Source organism: Desmonostoc muscorum LEGE 12446, assembly GCF_015207005.2.
GTDB classification, from domain to species: domain Bacteria; phylum Cyanobacteriota; class Cyanobacteriia; order Cyanobacteriales; family Nostocaceae; genus Nostoc; species Nostoc muscorum.
The window spans coordinates 5,006,866-5,028,578 of record NZ_JADEXS020000001.1; the positions used below are offsets into that span (position 1 = coordinate 5,006,866).

Genomic DNA, 21,713 nt, shown 5'->3' on the forward strand with positions numbered 1-21,713 from the left:
TAGGAATTGCAAGGTTGTTGTTATACTCATAACCGCGTGCAATCTGCCGCCTTGCCCTGATTTATGCTCATAACTCCCCGCCACACTAACAAGCTCTCGCTCTTTTTCCTTTTCTGTTTCACCCTACTCCTGACTTTCCTCCTCTCTCTAACTTGGGTAAACGCCAAAGAAACCCCCAAACTCAAACCCCAAGATTGGCAGATTAACGGTATATCAGCAGCCCTTGATGATGGATACGACCAAGTTAAGGAATATGCTCTGCTCAATTTAGTTGGATATGATCTCAAAGATTTAAAATCCTTGGGCAATAAACCAGAGGAAATTGCTCAAAAAGCTGCCAATATCCTCAAGGATAAATCCGTTGACTCAACTGTTCGTAACCGTGCAGCAGACGCATTGGGAAATCTGGGGGAGGCAGCCAAACCTTACGTCAAAGACATCCTCGACATCCTCAAGGATAAAACCGTTGATTCTGATGTTCATTTCGGTGCAGCATCGGCATTGGTAAGTCTGGGGGAGGCAGCTAAACCCTACGTCAAAGATATCCTCGACTTCCTCAAGGATAAAACCGTTGACCCTTTTGTTCGTAACCATGCAGCATGGGTATTGGGAAATCTGGGGGAGGCAGCCAAACCCTACGTCAAAGACATCCTCGACTTCCTCAAGGATAAAACCGTTGACTCAACTGTTCGTTCCGGTGCAGCATCGGGATTGGGAAATCTGGGGGAGGTAGCCAAACCCTACGCCAAAGACATCGCTGACATCCTCAAGGATAAAACCGTTGACTCAACTGTTCGTTACGGTGCAGCAGAGGCATTGGGAAGTCTGGGGGAGGCTGCTAAACCCTACGTCAAAGACATCCTCGACATCCTCAAGGATAAAACCGTTATCCTTTTTGTTCGTAACCGTGCAGCATGGGTATTACGAAATCTGGGGGAGGCTGCCAAACCCTACGTCAAAGACATCCTCGACATCCTCAAGGATAAAACCGTTGACTCCGATGTTCGTTCCGGTGCAGCATGGGCATTGGGAAATCTGGGGGAGGCTGCCAAACCCTACGCCAAAGACATCCTCGACTTCCTCAAGGATAAATCCGTTGACTCCCTTGTTCGTTACAGTGCAGCAGACGCATTGGAAAATCTGGGGGAGGCTGCCAAACCCTACGTCAAAGACATCCTCGACATCCTCAAGGATCAAACCGTTGGTTCTGATGTTCGTTTCCGTGCAGCAGACGCATTGGAAAATCTGGGGGAGGCTGCCAAACCCTACGTCAAAGACATCCTCGACATCCTCAAGGATAAATCCGTTGACTCAAATGTTCGTTACAATGCAGCACGGGCATTGATAAACATAGAACAACTCAACCTGAATAATATTCTTGTAATTCTGGATAGCATTTATTACGCAGACCAATCAGAATTTCCACGTTGGCGATTTTTAACCTATTTCCTGGGTGGCGGCACTGATGAAGTAAAAACCTTACTGACATGGCTGGGTTTTCCTAACACTAAAACAATTCCTGCTCAAATAAGCCACGATCGCGGTGAGAAAACTCTCAAAATATTTGCCCAAGCATGGGAACCCAGCCAAGGTTTAGGACGATTACAGGAAGACTTAGCAAAGCAAATTGCTGTAGTTGCGAAAAAAGTCTCTTGGCAACCAAACGATATTATTCTGTTAGAAACTCATTACAACAACCTCAAAAAAGCTGGTTCCAACGAAGCTGATTCACTGCAATCAGTCATAGTTAAGCTCAAGGGTTGACAGTAGTTTTTTAAGAGGATGTTTTAAAAGTGGTTGGCTGTAATTTTAGGCACTTGTTGATCCCCCCAACCCCCCTTAAAAAGGGGGGCAAATTCTCTAAAAGTCCCCCTTTTTAAGGGGGATTTAGGGGGATCTAAAAAGTTAGGAGGCTAAACGAGCAGTTTGAAAACACGCCCTAGCCCTGATCTTTGCCTACCCCAAATTTCCCCAAATCCAAGCCATCTTCTTCTGGAACCCTTAGGTACACCGTATTCTCGGCGTCGGCTATGTGGGCTTTCTCCTCACCTGGTTTCCACCCTTGCGCCGCAAATTATTTGAACCCCGTTTCTAGTTAACTGGAGTTTAGAAACCGCAACTACACAGGCAAAACCCACCTTCGTGGGTTTCAAAGCGTATATTTTTTATTAGCCCACGCAGGTGGGCTTCGTTTGTGTAGCCGCGAATTCCATTCGCCCTGGCTTCAGGAATACTTATTCCCGCACAACAACCCAAACCGAACTAACCCACGCTCGTAACCCCGACGCATCAACCCCAATGATAACGCCCCTTGAATAGTACTCCAACCCGCATTTAGTAAACCCCAAAGCGCCTGCGGAGTGAACGCCGAATCAATCACCACATTCCAAAATGGCGCAACAGCCTGCGACCAGTCAGCAGTACGAACATTGTTTAATGGAAGTTGACGTGCTATGCCTTCATACTCTGGCAAAGAAATCACATAAGGCAAACAATACACCCGATAAATATCCTGCAAATGCTTTTCCTCATCCGCCGTCAACGGTGACTCATCAGTTGCTCGATGGCACCAAGTCACCATAATAAACACACCACCAGGCTTTAACACCCGATAACACTCCTGCATAAACTTGGTTTTATCCGGCATATGTTCGCCACTTTCCAGCGACCAAACCAAGTCAAAAGAATTATCAGCAAAAGGCATTCCTTGAGCATTCGCCACCTGAAATTCTGTTCTTTGACTCAAATTCGCCTCTAAGGCGCGTTCCGTTGCTCTCGCGGCTTGCACAGGACTCAAAGTAATCCCTGTGGCGTGAGCATTAAACTTTTGAGCCAAGTATAAAGAACTGCCCCCAATGCCACAACCCACATCCAGAATATTTGACGCCGCCTCTACCCCCGCCCAAGTCAGTAATTCTTCAATCAAATCAATTTGCGCTTGACGACGGTCTTTTTTCTCACTACCATCAGCCCCGTAGTAGCCGTGGTGCATATGTTCCCCCCAAATCTGTTCCCACAGACCAGAGGAAGCATCGTAAAATTGTTGAATTTGCTGGTAAAGTGTTGCACTCATGAAAAAGCAGTCTCAAGAGAGAGCAGAGTTCAAAAAAACATACTCGTAGGCTACCATGTATGTTTTTAATTAAATAAGGGTATTTTTGTTCCAGAGAACGTAAACCATGATGTATCCTCCTGGGAAAAAACTTTGCAGTTTTACCTCAATAAACTGTTATTGCTCGAATTTATACCAATGATTCCAAAGAGGGCTACAGATTTAAGCATGTGCCAACCCATATTAAATCTGGTTTTCTGAATTTTGAATTTTGAATTTTGAATTAATTATGACTGTTGCTCGGACAATTTGTTTGGGATTTCTGGCTGTCATCGCGATAGGAACTATCTTATTGATGATGCCTTTTTCAACTAGCGGTGGTACGTGGAATAACCTGATTGTGGCACTATTCACTTCTACATCCGCAGTTTGCGTCACAGGTTTATCAGTAGTTGACCCTGGTACTTATTTTTCTTTCTGGGGTCAATTGTTTATTGCCCTATTAGCTCAGATTGGCGGATTGGGTTACATGACAACCACCACATTTCTGATTTTGCTAATAGGACGTAAGTTTGATATGCGGCAAAAAATCGCAATTCAACAAGCTTTAGACCGACCGGGAATGAGTGGTAGCGCCCAAGTTATCCGCTCAATTATTGCCACAACATTGATTTTTGAAATTACTGGTGTATTTTTACTTTTGCCCGCCTTTGTTCCCGATCATGGTTGGAAAAATGGACTGTGGTTAGCGATTTTTCATAGTATCAATGCTTGGAATAATGCTGGATTTAGTTTGTTTAAAGATAACTTGATTAGTTATCAGTCATCTTTTTTAGTGGTCTTCACTATCACAATGTTGATTATTTTTGGGGGAATTGGCTATCAGGTAATTTTGCAGATGTATATTTGGTTGCGCGATCGCCTTCTCAAAAAAACTACTGCCCAATTATTTTCTCTAGACTTTAAAGTTGCCACCAGCACAACAATTATCTTGCTAATTCTAGGAACAATTGCCTTTTTCTGTATAGAAATTAGAAATCCTGCAACATTTGGTTCATTAAGTTTATATGACCAGATATTAGTAGCTTGGTTTCAATCAGTCACACCGAGAACTGCTGGCTTTAACACCATTGATATTGGCAAAATGACTACGGCTGGTTTATTTATTACGATTGCGCTGATGTTTATTGGTGCAAGTCCAGGTGGTACGGGAGGCGGCATGAAAACAACAACCCTGAGAGTCTTGACAAGTTGCACCAAAGCAATTCTTCAGGGCAAAGAAGAAGTTTTATTATATGAACGCAAGATAGCAATATCTTTAATTTTGAAAGCTGTGGGTGTGTTGGTGGGTTCAGTAGCGACCGTGATTTTAGCGACTATTTTAATTAGTCTCACAGATCCGACATTGGATTTTATTCAGATTTTATTTGAAGTGGTATCAGCCTTTGCCACTGTGGGGCTTTCCACAGGCATCACAGCAACTATCACCACAGCAGCCAAGCTTGTCTTAATTATCACCATGTATGTTGGACGAGTAGGTGTTTTACTGCTGATGTCCGCTGTATTAGGAGACCCCCGTCCTAGTAGAATTCATTATCCTGAAGAAAACTTACTTGTGGGATAGGTAGGGGAGATGAGGGAGATGTGGTTCGACTTCGCTCACCAACCGGGAGATGAGGAAGATGAGGGAGAATAATAACTCCTAATTCCTAACTCCTAACTTCTAACTCCTGACCAAACTGATAAAATATACAATCTAAGGCAAAAATAAAATTTTTAATTCAAGCGGGATAACCGTTTTTTGCCCTAAATACAGGGAGCCATAATAAGGATAACAACTGTGAATCTGTCATCGTTAGGTTTTTTTCGCAGTTTACGTAGAGATAACCACCAATTTGCGGTAATTGGCTTAGGTCGTTTTGGTAGATCTGTTTGTTCGACATTGCACAATTTCGGTTATCAAGTGCTAGCAACAGATATTGATGAAAAACGAGTTTCCGAAGCGTTGACTGAGGAAATAGTTGGTCATGCTTTGCAACTAGACTCTACCGAACCAGCTGCACTCAAAGAAGCTGGAGTTTTTGAATTTGATACTGTAATTGTAGCGATCGGTAACTACGTTCAAGAAAGCATCATAACCACTCTCAATGTGAAAGAGGCTGGTGTACCTCATGTAGTTGCCAAAGCTTCTAGTGAAGTTCACTGTAAACTGTTGCGGCGAGTCGGAGCAGATCACGTTATTTTTCCTGAATACGAAGCGGGTTGTGCCCTAGCACGTACACTCACCAAACCGTCAATTCTAGATCGGTTTGACCTCGATCCAGATAATAGTATTGTAGAAATAATCGTGCCTGATGAATTTCACGGCAAAACGATTACCGAACTTCAACTTCGTAACCGCTACGGTTTGAATTTGCTAGCGGTGAGTCAGGGTGGTAAATTTCAAATTAATCCTGACCCCACTAAGCGTTTAGAACGCGGTTCAGCAATGGTAGTTATTGGCTGTAACAAAGATATCAATCGTTTGCCGATTTGAATGAGTTGGGAGTTGGGAGTTGGGAGTTAGGAGTTAGGAGTTAACATATCGCGGAAGTCCCCACCAGAAGACTCTTAGTAGGGTGGGGATTGTGAGCGGGGGGTGAGGATTGCATCTGATATTGATTAAATGCACGACTCAAAAACAAATATCAGATGTATGACGAATCCCCAGCATTTTCTGGTAGGATAACTAATGTCTTGACCATCAATGCCATAAGCGAAAACCAAGCTAATAGGTATATGTTGCAAGAAAAAAATTTGGGTCTTGGGAACCAGGACTCCTGCCCTTGGAGGGAATGTAAGACTTTCTAGTACTACGAAGTTCTGGAGGCTATTTCCGATGAATTGGGAAGCCCCGTCCGTCTTACGGCGGGGTAGTTCACACTTATCACTTACAGCAGATTGCAACAGGCGTGAGGTACAGATAATCGTAGGGGCACAACATGTTGTGCCCCTACCTGTGTACTTCATTTAGCTGAATCCACACTAATCTATTCTGAATTCTGAATTCTGAATTCTGACTTCTTCTTCATTGTCCGGAACTCGTTGAACTGGACTGTGGTTCAACTGAAATAGGTACATCACTGGGGCTGGCGGGTGTTTCGGTAGGAGTTTCTGGTTGGTTTTGCGTCTGTGGCACAGATGTTTGTTCTACATTACTTGTAGAATCTGGAGTCTGGGAGGGAGTAGCAGTTTGACTGGCTTGAGGTTGCTGTTGCTCTCTTTTTTGGCCAATTTGCTGCATTAGCTGTTCAATTTTTTGGGCTTGTTCAATATTGCCTTGCTGACGATATTCGTTATGGGCACGTTTAAATGCTCCATTGGCTTTTTTAATGTCGCCCTGGTTATATAAAGTTACTCCCAAGTTATAGTAAGCTGAGGCATTTTTAGGATTTTGGCGAATAGCTTGCCGATAAACGGAAATGGCCTCAGCAGGTTGACCATGAATTGCTAGCAAACTTGCCATATTGTTGTAGGCTGTGGCATTTTTTGGATCTAGCTGTAAGACTTGACGATAAGTTGCGATCGCCATTTCTATATTTCCTTGTTGTTGCAAGGCGATCGCTAAGTTAAAATAGGCGTTGGCTTTGCTGTTATCAAGATTAATTGCTTGTTGATATGCAGCGATCGCTTCCTGTAACTGTCCTTGTTCATACAGTACCAAACCCAAATTATACAAGGTTGTGGCGTTTGTGGGATTAATTACCAAGCTTTGGCGATAAGCAGTAATCGCAGCTTGTTTTTCTCCTTGTCGATGCAACACTAATCCCAAGTTGTAATAAGCTTCACTAAAATTGGGACTAATCTTAATCGCTTCTGCATATTCTTGCACAGCCTCATCCAGGCGATTTTGCTGCAAGAATATATTGCCTAGATAGTTCCGTGCTGCACTCAGGTTAGGATCTTTCTCCAATCCTTGGCGAAAGGCGTATTCTGCACCCTGTAAATCGTTGCGGTTATAGCGCATGACTCCCTGTTGGAAAAAGCTTGCTGCTTCTAAGTCTTGAGAAATGGCGTTTTCTGCTAGCAGCTTGCTTCCTGGGTAATTAGTAATTGTTGGTGCAGCCAAAACCACAAACGCAGAACAACCAGAGAGTGTCACTTGGAAAAATAAACGTAACCACTGAGAAAATAGGTATTTTTCAGACATGAATACCAGACCTGTACTTATTTTTAACTCCTCATAAGTCAGAGTACCCACCACGCCAAAAAAAATTCCAAATTCTCAATATTTAACTCCCTACTCTTGTAGAGACGCGATTAATCGCGTCTCTACCCCACACCTTCCGGTAAAATTAGCATGGCATCACCGAAGGAATAGAAACGATACCGAGAAGCGATCGCTTCGTGATATATATTCAACAACCTTTGTCTACCAATGAGCGCACTCACCAACATCAGCAAACTCGAACGTGGCAAGTGAAAATTCGTAATTAAACCATCAACTACTCGCCATTGGTAACCCGGATAAATAAACAAGTCTGTCTTACCACAAAATGGTTCTAAATGACCAGATTCAGCCGCCCCTTCTAAAGCCCGTACTGCTGTTGTGCCTACAGCAATAATCCGACCGCCAGCGGCTTGAGTGGCGCGGATTTGCTCTACTGTGGTGGCGGGAACTTCAATCCATTCTTCATGCATTTGGTGGGTAGTTACGTCCTCCACTTCCACGGGGCGAAATGTGCCCACACCAACATGTAGCGTTACAAAAGCTTGATTAATTTGGCGATCGCGCAACTTTTGTAATAATTCTGGGGTAAAGTGTAATCCTGCCGTCGGAGCTGCGATCGCTCCTGGCTTTTGGGCATAAACTGTTTGATACTGTTCATCAGCAGCTTCGGAGGCCGTAATGTAAGGCGGTAACGGTACTTCACCAAAAACCTCTAACAATTGCACCAAAGATTTTCCCTCAGGCACATCAAATTGCAACAAACGCCCCCCAGTTGCGGCGTCTGTTTCTAAAACCGTAGCTGTGAGTTGGGGACTGGGTACTGGGGACTGGGAACTAGGGGCTGGGGAAGATTCTTCCCAATCCCCAATCCCTAATCCCCAATCCCTAATCCCTAATTGCCTCACTTCAAAAAAAATCCTCGATCCCGGTTTAAAGCGTTTTCCTGGCTTAACTAAAGCTAACCAACAGTTATGTTGCCTCTCTTCCAGCAGCAATACCTCGATTTGGGCACCAGTAGACTTATGACCATAAAGCCGCGCTGGAATAACTTTTGTATTATTCATCACCAACAAATCACCAGACCGCAACAGTGCAGGTAAATCACGGAAAATGTGGTTTAGAGGTGCTGTTTCAATGCCTGTAGTGGGAGAATTAACCACCAATAACTGGGAGCTATCTCTAGGAAACGCTGGGTTTTGGGCAATTAGTTCTGGAGGTAGTTCATAGTCATACCCAGCTACCGAACAATCTAATTCCAAATCTTTTGTTTGTGAACTAAAGTTGTTGTTACAATTAAGTCGTGATATTTTTTGCTTCATTTATTAGTATTTATACTGCTTGAAAAAAATTGGTTTGAGCTTACGCTTATAAGCAACTCCATGACATCACTGCTTAATTTTATTTGTACACCAGAAGATAGATACTATTAGGTAACACGCAAAAATCAACATAAAAATTGGGTAAACCTCCCCATCCAAAAACGGGGGCTTTTACCCTACCGGGAACAGGCATAGGTTTACGAATATAGATATGTAGGATTGGCTTTGATCCCAAGCACCAACAAACATGGAATACTTGTATTATTTGGCTAATGCCAGTCTAACCCTGAGGGTCGTTCAACATCTGCACGCTAGACCCCAAACACCTGTTTCGTTCGTCACCGTAATTCATCAAATTGATGGCTGGGTGGTTAGGATCAAACTCAGAGGTCAAGTCTCGGCTCAAGAAGATGGTGACTTTCGGGCTTTTCTAAATGAATTAGGAATTAGCTACGAGCCACCAATGAGAGTGCAAATGGCACTTTGGAGTTTGGAAGCGGGACAGTGCCCTGTGGATGTGATGCGTCGCTATCAAGTAGCGATCGTCTCTCATGGTAGCCCAGAGAGAGATGAAATCGAGGCTTTCCGGCAACAGTTTGTCCGGGGCTTAGGCTATTGTCCAGAAACTTTGGCGTGAACCGATGTGGTTGTCACGCTACCACAAAATTATTGGTCATTGGTAATCAAAATATTTTATCCATTACCGATTAACCATTGTCATTATCAATTAATACAGTCGAAAGCTGCCAGAATGTATTCTTGCAGCCTAAACTCATATCCGGCTGCTGATGAACTAGCGAGAGCTTCTTGAGTTGCTGTAACCCCAGTCGTCTTTTTTGATAACTCCTGACAGTAGACAATAGCAACATCAAATCGACAGGGGTAATCTGCTTTTTCAGGGTACTGGGCTAAAAATATTCCAGCTGTACGCGAAATTTTTGCTTGCTTTTGTGGGGTAACTGCGCTTCTTCCCCCTGTATCCCAACTGCCCGAACTGCGGGTTTTAACTTCAACAAATGCCAAGATTGGTAAGGGAGTGGGGAGTAGGGAGTGGGGAGTGGGGTATTCTGCTTTGCTCTTCTGTTCTTCCCCAGATTCTCTATGATGTTCGGCGATAATATCGATTTCTCCCCAGCGGCAAGAAAAGCGACGATGGAGAATTACCCAACCTGTAGATTGCAACCATTGGGCTACTAGGTCTTCTCCAAATTGACCACTATTTGGACAATGCATATAGATTTTAGTATTCTCGTTTATTTATTCAATAGAAAAATAAGAGTTTCTCGCAGTTATCCGAAATGATACTTCCATGATGTGCTTATTCTTCCCTGAATGGCGTAGCATTCCCAACAGTCAAATTGAAGTGAACATAATTGGGGTAAATATCCATATAATAGTGATGCTCGACATATATGCCACCACCGCATTCCAGAAAAGTGATAAATGGCTCATAAGGGTCAGGAATACCATTCGCCGGGACTGCATCGAATTCCCGTAGACGACACCAAAATAAGTAATTAGATACCCCTAGCACAACATAGATTTTGCCACGGACAAATGGTATCCGGTTGCTATTGTATAATTCGTCCACCCATTGCGTTAGGGGAGATGGGAGTTCAATGTCAGGACGAATCTGGAGAGCAAGATTTTCAAAAATATGCTTCTGTCCACTCTGTAAAAACTTTGCCCATTGTCTTACCCTCGACAGAAATTCTAACATCAGTTCTGTAAGTGTTTCGTCTTTCTCCCCCATTCCCAGGGTATCCCACTGAATAGCCTGAAGTCGTGCCAAGGCAATGTTCAAATCGTCGGATGAATTTGAATTAGTATTCATAAAAATATTTTTAAAGGATTTTTGCGCTAACATCTCTGACTCAAGGATAATGAGATGGAGGAGGATTCGCCATTGGCTAAAAATAGCATGAATTCTAAGTTAAGCACCCGGATTGTGGCAAGCATACTCAGCTTTTTCCTGTGGGGAATAGTTGGCATCACAGCAACCGTGGGTTTCGCTCCCACAGCTTTTGCACTCGAATATAATAAGGAAATTTTGATTGAGGCTGATTTCTCCGGACGTGATTTAAGAGATTCCAGCTTCACCAAAGCTAATCTTCGCCAGAGCAACTTCAGCCACACTAATTTAAGCGGTGTGAGTTTCTTTGCAGCAAATTTGGAGTCTGCGAATTTGGAAGGCTCTGACTTGAGAAATGCAACTCTAGACTCAGCTCGCCTAATCAAAACAAATTTGACAAATGCATTATTAGAGGGGGCGTTTGCTGCTAACGCCAAGTTTGATGGTGCAATCATTGACGGAGCAGATTTTACCGATGTGCTGCTGCGTCCAGATGAGCAAAAAAAATTGTGCAAAGTTGCCAAAGGAACTAATCCAATTACAGGACGAGATACCCGTGACACGTTGTTTTGTCCGTAGGGAGTAGGGAGTAGAGAGTAGGGAGTAGGGGGAGATGAGGGAGAATAACTCCTAACTCACCACTCACCACTCCCCACTCCCCATTCCCCTACCAACCACGAGCGCCAATCTGTTCACAGACAAATTGCATTCCTTTGCCTGGTGAAGAATCTGCTACAAAAGGTATTTCTCCTTTTTCTTTATCCTCTTGAAGTAGCTCTCCCCCGGAACCGTAAATGGCAATGCTATTGAGAAAAAGCCGCGATTCTGTACACGATGCATCGAATGTTGTCTCGAAGATGCCATCTCCATACATGCCGTAAAGCTTGTATGTTGTGCCCTTAATACTTTTTGTGTCTAGAGCTATGCTGTTTCCTAACTTATCGTGACCTACAGTGATATACCTTTGTGCATCTTCGGCGATGGCTGCGCCAACACCTCCGGTGAACGCTGCGCCACTGGTCAACAAAATAGCGATCGCTCCCACAATCCCGCCTATTTTAATAGACATAAACTTTAAAAATATAAGATTTCATATATTTCTATCCGCAATCAAAGCAGTTCTGGCAGGGTAAAAGCACTGAAATCAAGATATAGCAAGGTGTTATATTAATTCGTAATACCTGATGGGAACCGTAAAGCACTAAATAAATAGCTGCAATACTTTTCAAAGTATGAGTGAAACACTTGCTGATATTGGCATACCGCCTCAGTTTCCCGATCACACTCAACTACCAGAGTCTGATGGTACGTTTGTGAAAAATTTTCAAGAGCATCCCCAAACCGTCATTTTGACAGACTCAATTGCTCAAGTTTTGCAGCGCCTACATCCAGATGGACAGTATTGCATTGGTCAAGATTGTGGTATCTATTGGCGAGAGACTGAACCACCAGAAAAAGGAGCAGCAGCACCGGATTGGTTTTATGTCCCTGGTGTACCACCAAGGCTAGATGGCAAAAACCGCCGCTCCTATGTTTTCTGGCGGGAATACATACCGCCATTGATTGCTGTAGAACTAGCTAGTGGTAATGGCGATGAAGAACGAGATGTCACTCCTTTACCTCTCGCTGGTAGTCAGGAAGGCGCAAAACCCGGTAAATTTTGGGTATATGAGCGAATAATCCGAATTCCCTACTATGCCATTTATGAAATTAGTAATGGCAAACTGGAAGTTTATCACCTGGTAGATTTTTCATACCACAAAATGCAGCTTAATGAGCGAGGCCACTACCCAATTCCTCCTTTAGGAGTAGAACTAGGGTTATGGCAGGGAAGCTACTTGAATAATCCTGAGCAATTTTGGTTGCGCTGGTGGGATTTAGAGGGAAATCTGTTACTGATTGGTCAAGAAGAAGCCGAGTTGCAAAGACAAAAAGCCCAGCAAGCAGAACGAAGAGCCGAGCAAGCAGAACGAAAAGCTGCACAATTAACAGAACGGCTCAGGACAATGGGTATCGATCCAGATGTAGAGTAATATCTACTAAGTTATGGCAAGCCCAAAAACTTAGTAATCACAGGCAAAAGCTTACTACAGACTTCAACTAGCTTCACCGTAGTAGGTAAATCAGCGATGTCTACGACGGGCTACGCCAACGCACCTTTCAATAACTTGAGGGCTGTTTTTGCTATCTTCTGCATGGCTCCATCTTCTGGGTTTGGCAATGAGGCTATCGCATCTGATGCCCTAATTTGACTTTTAAATCACTTGCTGTAATCGGATTTCTTAATATTTCTTTAAATACTAAACTTTCACTTGAGTTGGGGAATACTAAAACTGTGTATTACTTTTTATACTTTCTATATGCGTCCAACTTTATGTGACACTTTCAGAAGCCGTGCCTTGTGGACATGGGATATGCTCGACAAAGGACGTTCTATCAATTGTCAAATTGGAGAAGAAACTTTAACAGATTTAAATATTCTTGAGCTAAAAATTAGGCACTCGGCTGAAATTTGCAGCATAACATTTAATAAAATAGACGAAGGAACAAACGGTGCGGATTGGGAATGGTGGTTTACTAATTCCAGTGAAAACAAATGGATAGGATTTCGAGTACAGGCTAAAGTTATAAATATTAAAAAGCAATGTTTCGAGCATCTTTATTACAAAAACTCAAACAATTCATTACATCAATGCGACATTCTCATAAATGATTCTTTAGCCAAACCAGATCCGCGAATTCCTTTGTACTGCCTTTATTCAAACTGGAGTAATTCAACTGAACTACCTTTAGACTATCAGAACTACTACAGCTTAAGGGAGATTTATGGCTGTTCCATACTTCCTGCATTTGCAGTTCGTTTTTTACGCTGCAAGAATAAAAAGCCAAAACATCTAAAACATTTGCTTCAATATATGCGCCCTTGGCATTATTTAGTATCTTCTGGCAAAGATAAATCAGGTGAATTACCGCAGAGAGTTTATGATTATTGGGCGAATTTTATCCATCCAATAGAGAACTTGATTCTTGAAGAACTTGATGAGAATATTCGTGGGGAACTAAATGAATGCCTAAATAAATATTTAGAATATAATAAAATCTGCTTAGTAGATAAACCACCCCAAGAAGTAATTAAGTTAATGAATAACGAACTAGTAGATCGCCCTGATCAAAATTTGCGAACGATTACTGTTTTTAAGGAACGAGACAGAGGATGTGAGCAACTAGAGGAGTTCATAAGTAACCTTTAGAAATCAATTAATTCTAACCTTTAGTATTTAGTAAAATTAAACAACAAATTTAAAACAGTTTATTAACGTACTGTTCTACGTTGGCACGCTTAACTCGCCAACTTTTACCTATTATAACCTCGTCGGATCACAGATTGAGAACGATCGCCACGTTGTTTGATTTCAGCGATCTTAGCAGCAAAATCTTCAGGTGGTTGTGCTAGGATCTCATCCTCAAGAGGAGAATCGGGCGGAGTGTGTGCTTGCTCTAAAGATGCCAGAATCGATCGCACTCCACCAACGACCCCTTAATCAATCCGCTAATTTAGCAGAGCGATTAATGTTTCAAAACCAGACTTTCTATGGCTTCAAGCTGCCGTTCATACAATCTGAAATGGGATATTCTCTAGAACAACTTGTGGCAACTGACCCGATCCAAGAACCTCTTTTGCATCAAGAATTTCTACACCAACTAAAACTTCACCCGCACCAATATTTAGTGCTATTTCATCATTTAATCGCAAAATACGACATTCATGATATCCATCGACTAGGCGAATATAAAGTGAGTCAGTTTCTTGGTCATAACTAATTTTCATAGCGCCACTTTTCTTAAAAATGAAGCTTTATTTGCTTAGGTTCTAGCGGTTCAATTAGAGACAAGCACAGACAGTCGAATTCACGCAATATAGTCTGATCCATCAGTCCAGCCCTGTGCAGCCCCGTAGCCGTTTCGTGAACGGCTTCAAGAATCGCTGATTTCTTCTTCGGCATTGCAAATTACCTCTATCAATAAAAGCTTGAACAAAGACCGATCGCAACATTGAGCAGAAACCAGCTAAAAAATAGCGATCGCACTCCCCCAAATACAATGAGTCTCAAAATTTATTTCACACTCCTAAACCACTCAGTAATCCCAAGAGCGATCGCATTTGCCATTTTCTTCTGTTCTTCTGGATCTACCACCTGCTCAAATTCATCAGGATTACTCATAAAACCCAATTCCAGTAATACCGATGGCGCAGCAGCCGGACGTGTCAGCGCCAGGTTATCCCAAAACACACCATAGGAAGGTTTACCGAGGCTTTTGACTACATAATTTTGTAAAAATATTGCCAGGTTGTGGGCTTGGGGTTGATACCAAAAAGCGCCGAATCCCTTGGTTTTTTCGGCATCGCCATCATCGGGTAGAGAATTGTGATGTATGGAAAGAGCGATCGCAGGTTCTTCTTGACTAATAATTGCTTGACGTTCTGCTAAAGAAACTTCCCTGTCGTCCTCCCGCGTCATCACCACCGTCGCCCCTCGCTTCACCAACTCGTCCCGCAGCAACTTCGATATCACCAAATTGACATCTTTTTCTAAATATCCAGTTGGGCCACTGGCACCAGATTCTTTACCTCCATGCCCTGGATCTAGTACAATCTTGAAATTAGCTAAAAGCTTTCGTCTTGTGTTCCCAATTTTAGGCGGATGACGCAAAGCCAAAACCAGGGTGGTACCGTCGTATCTCAGCTTATATCCCCACTGTTGAGCTTTTTTGAGGTTAAAGGTGTATTTTACTCGTTCTGGTGTCTCCTGTTGCCAATCTAGGCGATAAATTAGGGGGTCATCGTCCAGGCGAATAATGTCCGTTTGGGCAGTAGTATTGTAGAGAGTGAGAGTCAAAGCGCGATCGCTCTGTTGCACGCTCACAGGTACGGGGACTTGTAAGGGGAAAGCCATCTCTGTCACACCAGAGAGTTGACGGTATCCGACACTGCGAATTATTGTTTGTGGCGGAACTGCACCGGGTAAAGTGCGGGTTTCCTGACTATTAATCCAAGCTCCATAGTCTAGGCGCAACCATTCACCTTCTTTACCTGTAACTGCTGCTCGTGTGCCTTTGGGCAGTGGTGTGAGTCGAGAATAATCGGTACTTGGGCCAGTGCGTGCTACACCTGCGTCTACCGTCACCTCAGCAACTGGTAAGTTTGCTCTTGAGAGGATTTGAACTTTACCATTTCCTGGTTGAGTTATCGTCTTGCCATTGAGCGTCAGTTTAAACTGAGGTTGCCCCAAATCTACCTCTTGACTTGAGTCTGGAACAACAGCACCAGAGATGATGTTGTTGCCGTAAATTAGGCTTAAGGAATTAGTATCAGGTTGTTGCAGTGTAGTGCAACCCTCATACTTACCTACGCTAGACTGGCCATGAGGCTGATTTTGCCCCGTCAAAGCTGCCAAATTAGTTGGTAGTTGGGCTTGCTGGGGTTGGGGCAAAAGGGTAACAGTTTGATTAGCCAGGTGGACAGATACGCTGGCGTTAGGGGGTGCGATCGCGCTAAAACAAATAAGTTCTCCCGGTAGTCTGGCAATGTCAGCAGCCGGAGTGAGGGAATCTTTTGCAAAGGCCAACCCCTGTGGAAGTTCAGGCACAGTGGCAAGCCTTGTCACCTTGATCTGGAGTTCTTGATTGCGGTGACGCACAGTAAACAGATTCTCTCCCAACCCCAAAGGTAAACTCGGAGAAAAATGACCAGCTTTGCTGCGGGTAATTGGCTTACCATTGATAGAAACTTGTCCATCGGGAGGTGCTGTGCCCAGAAAAAAGATTTTTTGGGCACTTGTTTGGTAGTTTGTCTGGGGAAAAACGACTATAAGAGATGGCTCTGCCAAGGCTACGGAGGAGGTGAGAATACAGCCTAATATTACTAATCCTAAGAGGTTTTTCACAGCAAAATCGCGGAAGATTTGACCACAGTCACTATGGCACAATGACGGGATGTATTTTTAGAAGTTGTTAGAAATTAAAACTACTATGACTAAGTTTATCTTTGTGACTGGAGGCGTAGTCTCCAGTATTGGCAAAGGCATTGTAGCAGCAAGTCTAGGGCGTTTGCTCAAATCGCGGGAATATTCGGTGTCGATTCTCAAACTCGACCCTTATATCAATATAGATCCTGGGACGATGAGTCCCTTTCAGCATGGCGAAGTGTTCGTCACCCAGGATGGCGCCGAGACAGATTTGGATTTGGGACATTACGAACGCTTTACCGATACTTCAATGTCGCGTTTGAACAGCGTGACTACTGGCTCGATTTACCAGGCAGTCATCAATAAAGAACGGCGCGGAGACTACGAAGGTGGCACAGTACAGGTGATTCCTCATATCACCAATGAAATTAAAGAGCGAATTCTGCGAGTTGCCAAAAGTACAAATCCATCTGTAGTAATTACAGAAATCGGCGGTACGGTGGGTGATATTGAATCGCTGCCGTTTTTGGAAGCAATTCGCCAGTTTCGCAAAGAAGTCGGACGCCAGAATGTCTTGTACATGCACGTGACGCTGGTGCCGTGGATTGCTTCTGCGGGTGAGATGAAAACGAAGCCAACACAGCATTCAGTTAAGGAACTGAGATCTATTGGCATTCAACCAGATATTTTAGTTTGTCGGAGCGATCGCCCTCTACCCACAAAATTAAAGCAAAAATTGTCGGGATTTTGTGATGTGCCAGAAGAATGTGTCATCACCTCCCAAGATGCCAAAAGTATCTATGAAGTACCGCTGAATCTGGAGTGGGAAGGAATGGCAGAACAAGTCCTAGACTTGCTGCAAATGGAACAACGTACACCAGATTTAACCCAGTGGCAAACCCTGGTAAAACGGTTACATAGTCCCAAACACGAAGTAGAAATTGCTATTGTTGGTAAATATGTGCAGTTAAGTGATGCTTACTTATCTGTGGTTGAAGCCCTCAACCACGCTGCAATCTCCACCTATGGCAAACTGCGCCTGCGTTGGGTGAACTCAGAAATTTTGGAAACGGAACCAGCCGAAACCCACCTTGAGGGTGTTGACGGCATAGTTGTGCCAGGAGGTTTTGGACTCAGGGGAGTAGATGGCAAAATTGCCGCCATTAGATATGCCCGGAATCGCCAAATTCCCTTCTTGGGTTTATGCTTGGGAATGCAATGTTCCGTAATTGAATGGGCGAGGAACGTAGGGGGATTAACAGACGCCAATAGTGCTGAATTTGACGCCTATACAACTGACCCGGTAATTAATTTATTGCCAGAACAACAGGAAGTAGTGGATTTAGGGGGTACAATGCGCTTGGGACTATATCCTTGTCGTGTTCTCCCTGATACTCTGGCTTTTAAGCTCTATCAAGAAGATGTGATTTATGAACGACATCGACATCGCTATGAGTTCAACAATGCTTACCGCGATTTGTTGTTAAAATCTGGCTACGTCATCAGTGGCACTTCTCCCGATGGACGCTTAGTTGAAATTGTGGAATTACCCAAGCATCCATTCTTTCTGGCTTGCCAATTTCATCCAGAATTTCAATCCCGCCCCAGTACCCCTCATCCCTTATTTAAAGGGTTCATTCAAGCAGCGATTTCTCTGTCAAATTCTGTTACACCAACACCATTGGAGGTTTCATAAAAAATCATAATTCATAATTCAAAAAATTAATTTGATTTTGAATTAGCGCATAGCAACATTAACTTAGGGCTTGGGTACATTTGACATACAGGGTGCATCATTCATAAATTTCGGACTTGAGGAGATGTTGTGACGTACTGGGTGAAAATCCTTTACGAGAGGAAAGAATATGTAGTAAATTTTGAGCGTGTCCATGCTTTTTGTTATGAACGAAATGGCAGGGTTACTTTTTGGTTACCTGATAGTGCCATTCCCATAGTAATTAACCCACAAACTAACCTAGAAGACTATCAAAAGGTTCTTGATTATATAGAATGCGTTACGGAATTGAAATTAAATCATGCCTACTGGGTGAAAATTATTTACGAAAAAAATGAATATGTAATTAACCTCGACTGTGTTAGTTCCTTTTGTCATGAACCAAACGGTAGGATAACTTTTTGGTTACCAGATGGCACTATTCCCATCATCATCAACCCTGTGAGTAATCCTGAATCTTATGAAAAAGTTGTGAAATACGTTGAGAAGGCAACAGGATATTCTTTGTCTTAGTATTAACTAATTCGTAATTCGTAATTAATTAGGAAAATCAGTAATTAATTAATAATTAATTAAGGCTACAGAGCAACTAACTTCAGTTATTGAAGTCCTAAGAGACCATTTATAAAGTCAACTTAACGCGAAACGGGCGGTTATAAACCGCGTCTACACAAACAAAACCTGCCTACGCAGGTTTCAAAACCCTTAATTTTCTGTTAGTCCGCATAGGCGGACTTTGCCTGTGTAGCCGCGAATTCCATTCGTCCAGGCAAAAGTAGACACGTATGAGCATTGCTGTGCCCCTACGGCAGATGTGGTTCAAATAAATGAAAACTGCTGTAATACAGGGTCACTTTCAATCACTAACGGTGCAGGCATTTCTGCATTAACAGGTGGGCAGGGAAATGGAGGCAATATCACCATCAACACCCGCGATACAGTAACTTTTGATGGTGGGGAAAATGGTTTATCTACTTCCATAGACACTGCTGCGGCAAGCAATAGCATGGGTAACGCTGGGAATATCCGCATCAACGCCAGAGAATTATTTGTAAAAAATGGTGCTACACTCAACGCTAATACTTGTACTGATGCTCAAGGTAATGCTGGTAATATCTTTATCGATACGCGCGATGATGTTACCTTTGACGTAACCAATGGTAAAAATTCGCTAACTGGGGTATTTACTTATGCTAGAGGTGTTGGCAAAGGTGGGGATATTCAAATAACAACCGATTCCTTAACACTAAGCAACGGCGCAATACTTCTTGCTAGCAGTTTTGGTAAAGGTAATGCTGGTGAAATTATAGTTAATGCTGGCGATGCTATTCGTATTGATGGTGTCGGTAGGAATGGAATTTCAAGCGGTGTTTCTACTACCTTACGACGTGGAGCTGAAGGTAGGGGAGGCAATATTAACCTGACAACAGATTCTTTATTTTTAACCAACGGTGGAATAGTCAATGCTAGTACTTATTCTAGAGGCAATGGGGGTGATATTACCATTGATGCACGCGATCGCATTTTAATTGATGGTGTTGGCACTACAGATTTTTCTAGCGGTATTTTTAGTGCAGTTAGTTCAGAAGGTGTAGGCAATGGAGGTAATATTAACCTGACAACAGATTCTTTATTTTTAAATCGTGGGGTAATCAGTTCAAGCAGTGTGGGGCAAGGCAAAGCTGGAGATATTAATATTAATTCTGATTCCACAAAATTGACAATCAAGGAATTATTGCAGCAATAACCAACTCTGATGATGGTGGAAATATCAATTTAACTGTCGATGATCTTTTACTATTGCGTCGCGGTAGCGGAATTTCGACTACCGCAGGTACAGCACAATCAGGTGGCGATGGTGGTAACATCAATATCAATTCTAGATTTATCGTCGCTATCCCCCAAGAAAACAGCGACATCACAGCCAACGCCTTCACAGGAACAGGTGGAAACATCGAAATTAACTCGCAAGGTATCTTTGGTATCGAGTCGCGTCCAAAACCAACCGAAAAAAGTGATATTACTGCGAGTTCGGAACTAGGATTTGCAGGTGTGATTACCATTAAAATACCTGACAATAGTTCCATCCAAAACAGCTTTACCGAATTATTCCCATTCATCGACACCAACGCACTTATCGCCAATAGTTGCATTTCATGGGGCACAAAGCGACAAGAAAACTCTTTTACCATCACAGGTTCTGGTGGTTTGCCTAGTAGTCGTCCTGGTGTTTTGTTGGTTTCTACCTACGCAACTAGTGAGGTGAGAGGTGTCGAAACTACATCCCGTCCTTGGAAGAAAGGCGACCCAATTATCGAACCACAAGGTCTATATCGGCTGAATAATGGGCAGTTGCTATTGAGTCGAGAATGTTCTAATTAATGATAACTATCTGTTAACAAACTTCGGCAGGTTTACAGCTATTTTCAGGTAAATAACCTGAGTTCGGGATAAGGAAAGGGACAGGTAGTAAGCTGAAAATAGCGTTAAATCCAGCAACCTGTCCTATGTTTAGTTTAGATGCTTTGTTTTGCCATGTAGATGATTTTTGTCAAGCATTTGAAGCACAATGGTACAAAAAGCTGTTAAATCATGGAAGAATCAAACGTAATCGGGCAAAAAGTCTATGTTTGAGCGAGATGATGACGATACTGATTGCATTTCATCAGAATCACTACCGAAATTTCAAGTATTTTTATTTGAATCAAGTGAAAAAATATTGGAGTGATGCGTTTCCAAGTCTCCCCAGCTATCAAAGATTTATCGAATGGATACCATCAACCTTGATACCTTTATGCGTCTATCTCAAGCATTGTTTTGGCAAATGTACGGGTATCGGTTTTATCGATTCAACTAGCTTAAAAGTCTGCCATAATCGTCGGATTTGACGACCGAAGGTGTGTTTAAAGGTTTAGCCAACCGTGGCAAGACTTCTGTGGATTGGTTTTTTGGTTTCAAGTTGCATCTTGTCGTCAATGAGTTTGGTCAACTCTTAAATGTAACTATCACTCCTGGTAATGTTGATGACCGTCAACCTGTACATGATTTACTGAGTGGTCTGTTTGGCAAAATTTTTGGCGTTAGCGAAGCTTACCGAAGGTATCGCGGTTATGTCTGCCAAAAACTCGCTTCTCAACTTTTACAAGACTTCGGTATTGAATTTTTTGCTAAACCACGCCGCAACATGAAGAATAAGTTGATGCGTCTTCACGACAAGCTTTTGTCCCGTAAACGCTCCATCATTGAAACTATCAACGACAAACTCAAAAATATTTCCCAAATTGAACATTCCAGACATCGTAGTCCCGTTAATTTTTGTGTTAATGTTCTATGCGGATTAATTGCTTATTGCCACCAACCTAAGAAACCTAGCCTTCAACTTGAGTGGCTTTTACCTTAAGATGTTTAACCCGAACTCAGGTGATTTAGGATTTTCATCAAAAAACCTGAACCAAACCGCATTGTAAACGATCGTGATTTTGGAAAAAATGAGGAACCTCCAGTCAGATACTTCTTATCCCTCTTCCATCACTCTAGGCAACGCAAAATTTTAGACCTTTATTTAACAAGGGTTTTGGC

General features: G+C 42.8%; 21 protein-coding genes and 1 pseudogene. 13 read left to right on the top strand and 9 right to left on the bottom strand.

Translation table 11 applies throughout. The features are described from left to right. Window positions 1-63 precede the first annotated feature (63 nt). Window positions 64-1,764, top strand: a complete 1,701-nt coding sequence (locus IQ276_RS21390) for a HEAT repeat domain-containing protein (RefSeq protein ID WP_235115848.1) — start codon at window positions 64-66, stop codon at window positions 1,762-1,764. A gap of 460 nt (window positions 1,765-2,224) precedes the next feature. On the opposite strand, the gene IQ276_RS21395 is transcribed toward IQ276_RS21390, so the two are convergent. Continuing rightward, entirely contained in the window at window positions 2,225-3,073 is an 849-nt protein-coding gene (locus IQ276_RS21395) for a methyltransferase domain-containing protein (RefSeq protein ID WP_235115849.1), read from the bottom strand. Window positions 3,074-3,341: 268 nt separating this feature from the next. Here IQ276_RS21395 and IQ276_RS21400 point away from each other — a divergent pair, with 268 nt between their 5' ends. Next, complete coding sequence (locus tag IQ276_RS21400; RefSeq protein ID WP_193925018.1) at window positions 3,342-4,676, top strand: TrkH family potassium uptake protein; 1,335 nt, start codon at window positions 3,342-3,344, stop codon at window positions 4,674-4,676. Between the two features lie 216 nt (window positions 4,677-4,892). Further along, window positions 4,893-5,588: a potassium channel family protein gene (locus IQ276_RS21405; RefSeq protein ID WP_193925020.1), complete on the top strand. Its 696-nt coding sequence runs from the start codon at window positions 4,893-4,895 to the stop codon at window positions 5,586-5,588. A gap of 531 nt (window positions 5,589-6,119) precedes the next feature. On the opposite strand, the gene IQ276_RS21410 is transcribed toward IQ276_RS21405, so the two are convergent. Then, on the bottom strand, window positions 6,120-7,241 hold the full coding sequence (locus IQ276_RS21410; protein WP_193925175.1) for a tetratricopeptide repeat protein: 1,122 nt from the start codon (window positions 7,239-7,241) through the stop codon (window positions 6,120-6,122). Window positions 7,242-7,363: 122 nt separating this feature from the next. Next, window positions 7,364-8,581: a tRNA preQ1(34) S-adenosylmethionine ribosyltransferase-isomerase QueA gene (gene queA, locus IQ276_RS21415; RefSeq protein ID WP_235115850.1), complete on the bottom strand. Its 1,218-nt coding sequence runs from the start codon at window positions 8,579-8,581 to the stop codon at window positions 7,364-7,366. Between the two features lie 247 nt (window positions 8,582-8,828). Between queA and IQ276_RS21420 the strand changes: the two genes are divergently transcribed. Then, complete coding sequence (locus IQ276_RS21420) at window positions 8,829-9,218, top strand: hypothetical protein (RefSeq protein ID WP_193925954.1); 390 nt, start codon at window positions 8,829-8,831, stop codon at window positions 9,216-9,218. An 86-nt stretch (window positions 9,219-9,304) separates the two neighbouring features. On the opposite strand, the gene IQ276_RS21425 is transcribed toward IQ276_RS21420, so the two are convergent. Both IQ276_RS21425 and IQ276_RS21430 read right to left on the bottom strand, forming a co-directional pair. Continuing rightward, window positions 9,305-9,814 carry a YraN family protein gene (locus tag IQ276_RS21425; protein WP_235115851.1) on the bottom strand — a complete coding sequence of 170 codons (510 nt, stop codon included), beginning with the start codon at window positions 9,812-9,814 and terminating at the stop codon, window positions 9,305-9,307. Between the two features lie 85 nt (window positions 9,815-9,899). Beyond that, window positions 9,900-10,415 (bottom strand): hypothetical protein, encoded by a 516-nt coding sequence (locus tag IQ276_RS21430; RefSeq protein WP_193922317.1) that lies wholly within the window; start codon window positions 10,413-10,415, stop codon window positions 9,900-9,902. An 87-nt stretch (window positions 10,416-10,502) separates the two neighbouring features. Here IQ276_RS21430 and IQ276_RS21435 point away from each other — a divergent pair, with 87 nt between their 5' ends. Beyond that, on the top strand, window positions 10,503-11,012 hold the full coding sequence (locus tag IQ276_RS21435) for a pentapeptide repeat-containing protein (protein ID WP_193922319.1): 510 nt from the start codon (window positions 10,503-10,505) through the stop codon (window positions 11,010-11,012). A gap of 88 nt (window positions 11,013-11,100) precedes the next feature. On the opposite strand, the gene IQ276_RS21440 is transcribed toward IQ276_RS21435, so the two are convergent. After that, a complete protein-coding gene (locus IQ276_RS21440; RefSeq protein WP_193922321.1) occupies window positions 11,101-11,502 on the bottom strand; it encodes a hypothetical protein in 402 nt (133 codons plus the stop codon). 163 nt (window positions 11,503-11,665) lie between these two features. On the opposite strand from IQ276_RS21440, the gene IQ276_RS21445 reads away from it, so the two are divergent. The 3 genes from IQ276_RS21445 to IQ276_RS21450 all read left to right on the top strand — a co-directional run bounded on the left by IQ276_RS21445 (window position 11,666) and on the right by IQ276_RS21450 (window position 13,684). After that, window positions 11,666-12,466: a Uma2 family endonuclease gene (locus IQ276_RS21445; protein ID WP_193922323.1), complete on the top strand. Its 801-nt coding sequence runs from the start codon at window positions 11,666-11,668 to the stop codon at window positions 12,464-12,466. Window positions 12,467-12,562: 96 nt separating this feature from the next. After that, a complete protein-coding gene (locus IQ276_RS40300) occupies window positions 12,563-12,685 on the top strand; it encodes a hypothetical protein (RefSeq protein WP_255264344.1) in 123 nt (40 codons plus the stop codon). A gap of 108 nt (window positions 12,686-12,793) precedes the next feature. Beyond that, window positions 12,794-13,684, top strand: a complete 891-nt coding sequence (locus IQ276_RS21450) for a DUF6615 family protein (protein WP_235115852.1) — start codon at window positions 12,794-12,796, stop codon at window positions 13,682-13,684. Window positions 13,685-13,788: 104 nt separating this feature from the next. On the opposite strand, the gene IQ276_RS21455 is transcribed toward IQ276_RS21450, so the two are convergent. The 3 genes from IQ276_RS21455 to IQ276_RS21465 all read right to left on the bottom strand — a co-directional run bounded on the left by IQ276_RS21455 (window position 13,789) and on the right by IQ276_RS21465 (window position 16,378). After that, entirely contained in the window at window positions 13,789-13,956 is a 168-nt protein-coding gene (locus tag IQ276_RS21455; RefSeq protein ID WP_193922327.1) for a hypothetical protein, read from the bottom strand. Window positions 13,957-14,043: 87 nt separating this feature from the next. Next, window positions 14,044-14,262 (bottom strand): DUF2283 domain-containing protein, encoded by a 219-nt coding sequence (locus tag IQ276_RS21460; protein WP_193922329.1) that lies wholly within the window; start codon window positions 14,260-14,262, stop codon window positions 14,044-14,046. A 286-nt stretch (window positions 14,263-14,548) separates the two neighbouring features. Next, the gene (locus tag IQ276_RS21465; protein ID WP_235115853.1) at window positions 14,549-16,378 is read right to left on the bottom strand and encodes an N-acetylmuramoyl-L-alanine amidase family protein; all 1,830 of its coding nucleotides are present in this window, start codon (window positions 16,376-16,378) and stop codon (window positions 14,549-14,551) included. Between the two features lie 85 nt (window positions 16,379-16,463). Here IQ276_RS21465 and pyrG point away from each other — a divergent pair, with 85 nt between their 5' ends. From pyrG to IQ276_RS21490, 5 genes and pseudogenes are all read left to right on the top strand, one after another. Continuing rightward, window positions 16,464-18,095 carry a CTP synthase gene (pyrG, locus tag IQ276_RS21470; RefSeq protein ID WP_193921912.1) on the top strand — a complete coding sequence of 544 codons (1,632 nt, stop codon included), beginning with the start codon at window positions 16,464-16,466 and terminating at the stop codon, window positions 18,093-18,095. 129 nt (window positions 18,096-18,224) lie between these two features. Then, on the top strand, window positions 18,225-18,647 hold the full coding sequence (locus tag IQ276_RS21475) for a hypothetical protein (protein ID WP_190881167.1): 423 nt from the start codon (window positions 18,225-18,227) through the stop codon (window positions 18,645-18,647). A 301-nt stretch (window positions 18,648-18,948) separates the two neighbouring features. After that, entirely contained in the window at window positions 18,949-19,881 is a 933-nt protein-coding gene (locus tag IQ276_RS21480) for an autotransporter outer membrane beta-barrel domain-containing protein (RefSeq protein ID WP_193921914.1), read from the top strand. 53 nt (window positions 19,882-19,934) lie between these two features. Next, entirely contained in the window at window positions 19,935-20,516 is a 582-nt protein-coding gene (locus IQ276_RS21485) for an S-layer family protein (RefSeq protein ID WP_193921915.1), read from the top strand. A 125-nt stretch (window positions 20,517-20,641) separates the two neighbouring features. Beyond that, window positions 20,642-21,534, top strand: a pseudogene (locus tag IQ276_RS21490) (IS982 family transposase). Window positions 21,535-21,713 lie beyond the last annotated feature (179 nt).

What these genes read in the sequence shown, in the direction of transcription:
- IQ276_RS21420 (WP_193925954.1), top strand. Translation starts at nt 8,829, where the DNA reads ATGGAATACTTGTATTATTTGGCTAATGCCAGTCTAACCCTGAGGGTC.
- IQ276_RS21460 (WP_193922329.1), bottom strand. Translation starts at nt 14,262, where the DNA reads ATGAAAATTAGTTATGACCAAGAAACTGACTCACTTTATATTCGCCTA.
- IQ276_RS21395 (WP_235115849.1), bottom strand. Translation starts at nt 3,073, where the DNA reads ATGAGTGCAACACTTTACCAGCAAATTCAACAATTTTACGATGCTTCC.
- IQ276_RS21440 (WP_193922321.1), bottom strand. Translation starts at nt 11,502, where the DNA reads ATGTCTATTAAAATAGGCGGGATTGTGGGAGCGATCGCTATTTTGTTG.
- pyrG (WP_193921912.1), top strand. Translation starts at nt 16,464, where the DNA reads ATGACTAAGTTTATCTTTGTGACTGGAGGCGTAGTCTCCAGTATTGGC.
- IQ276_RS21450 (WP_235115852.1), top strand. Translation starts at nt 12,794, where the DNA reads ATGCGTCCAACTTTATGTGACACTTTCAGAAGCCGTGCCTTGTGGACA.
- IQ276_RS40300 (WP_255264344.1), top strand. Translation starts at nt 12,563, where the DNA reads ATGTCTACGACGGGCTACGCCAACGCACCTTTCAATAACTTGAGGGCT.
- IQ276_RS21390 (WP_235115848.1), top strand. Translation starts at nt 64, where the DNA reads ATGCTCATAACTCCCCGCCACACTAACAAGCTCTCGCTCTTTTTCCTT.
- queA (WP_235115850.1), bottom strand. Translation starts at nt 8,581, where the DNA reads ATGAAGCAAAAAATATCACGACTTAATTGTAACAACAACTTTAGTTCA.
- IQ276_RS21430 (WP_193922317.1), bottom strand. Translation starts at nt 10,415, where the DNA reads ATGAATACTAATTCAAATTCATCCGACGATTTGAACATTGCCTTGGCA.
- IQ276_RS21400 (WP_193925018.1), top strand. Translation starts at nt 3,342, where the DNA reads ATGACTGTTGCTCGGACAATTTGTTTGGGATTTCTGGCTGTCATCGCG.
- IQ276_RS21410 (WP_193925175.1), bottom strand. Translation starts at nt 7,241, where the DNA reads ATGTCTGAAAAATACCTATTTTCTCAGTGGTTACGTTTATTTTTCCAA.
- IQ276_RS21445 (WP_193922323.1), top strand. Translation starts at nt 11,666, where the DNA reads ATGAGTGAAACACTTGCTGATATTGGCATACCGCCTCAGTTTCCCGAT.
- IQ276_RS21425 (WP_235115851.1), bottom strand. Translation starts at nt 9,814, where the DNA reads ATGCATTGTCCAAATAGTGGTCAATTTGGAGAAGACCTAGTAGCCCAA.
- IQ276_RS21435 (WP_193922319.1), top strand. Translation starts at nt 10,503, where the DNA reads ATGAATTCTAAGTTAAGCACCCGGATTGTGGCAAGCATACTCAGCTTT.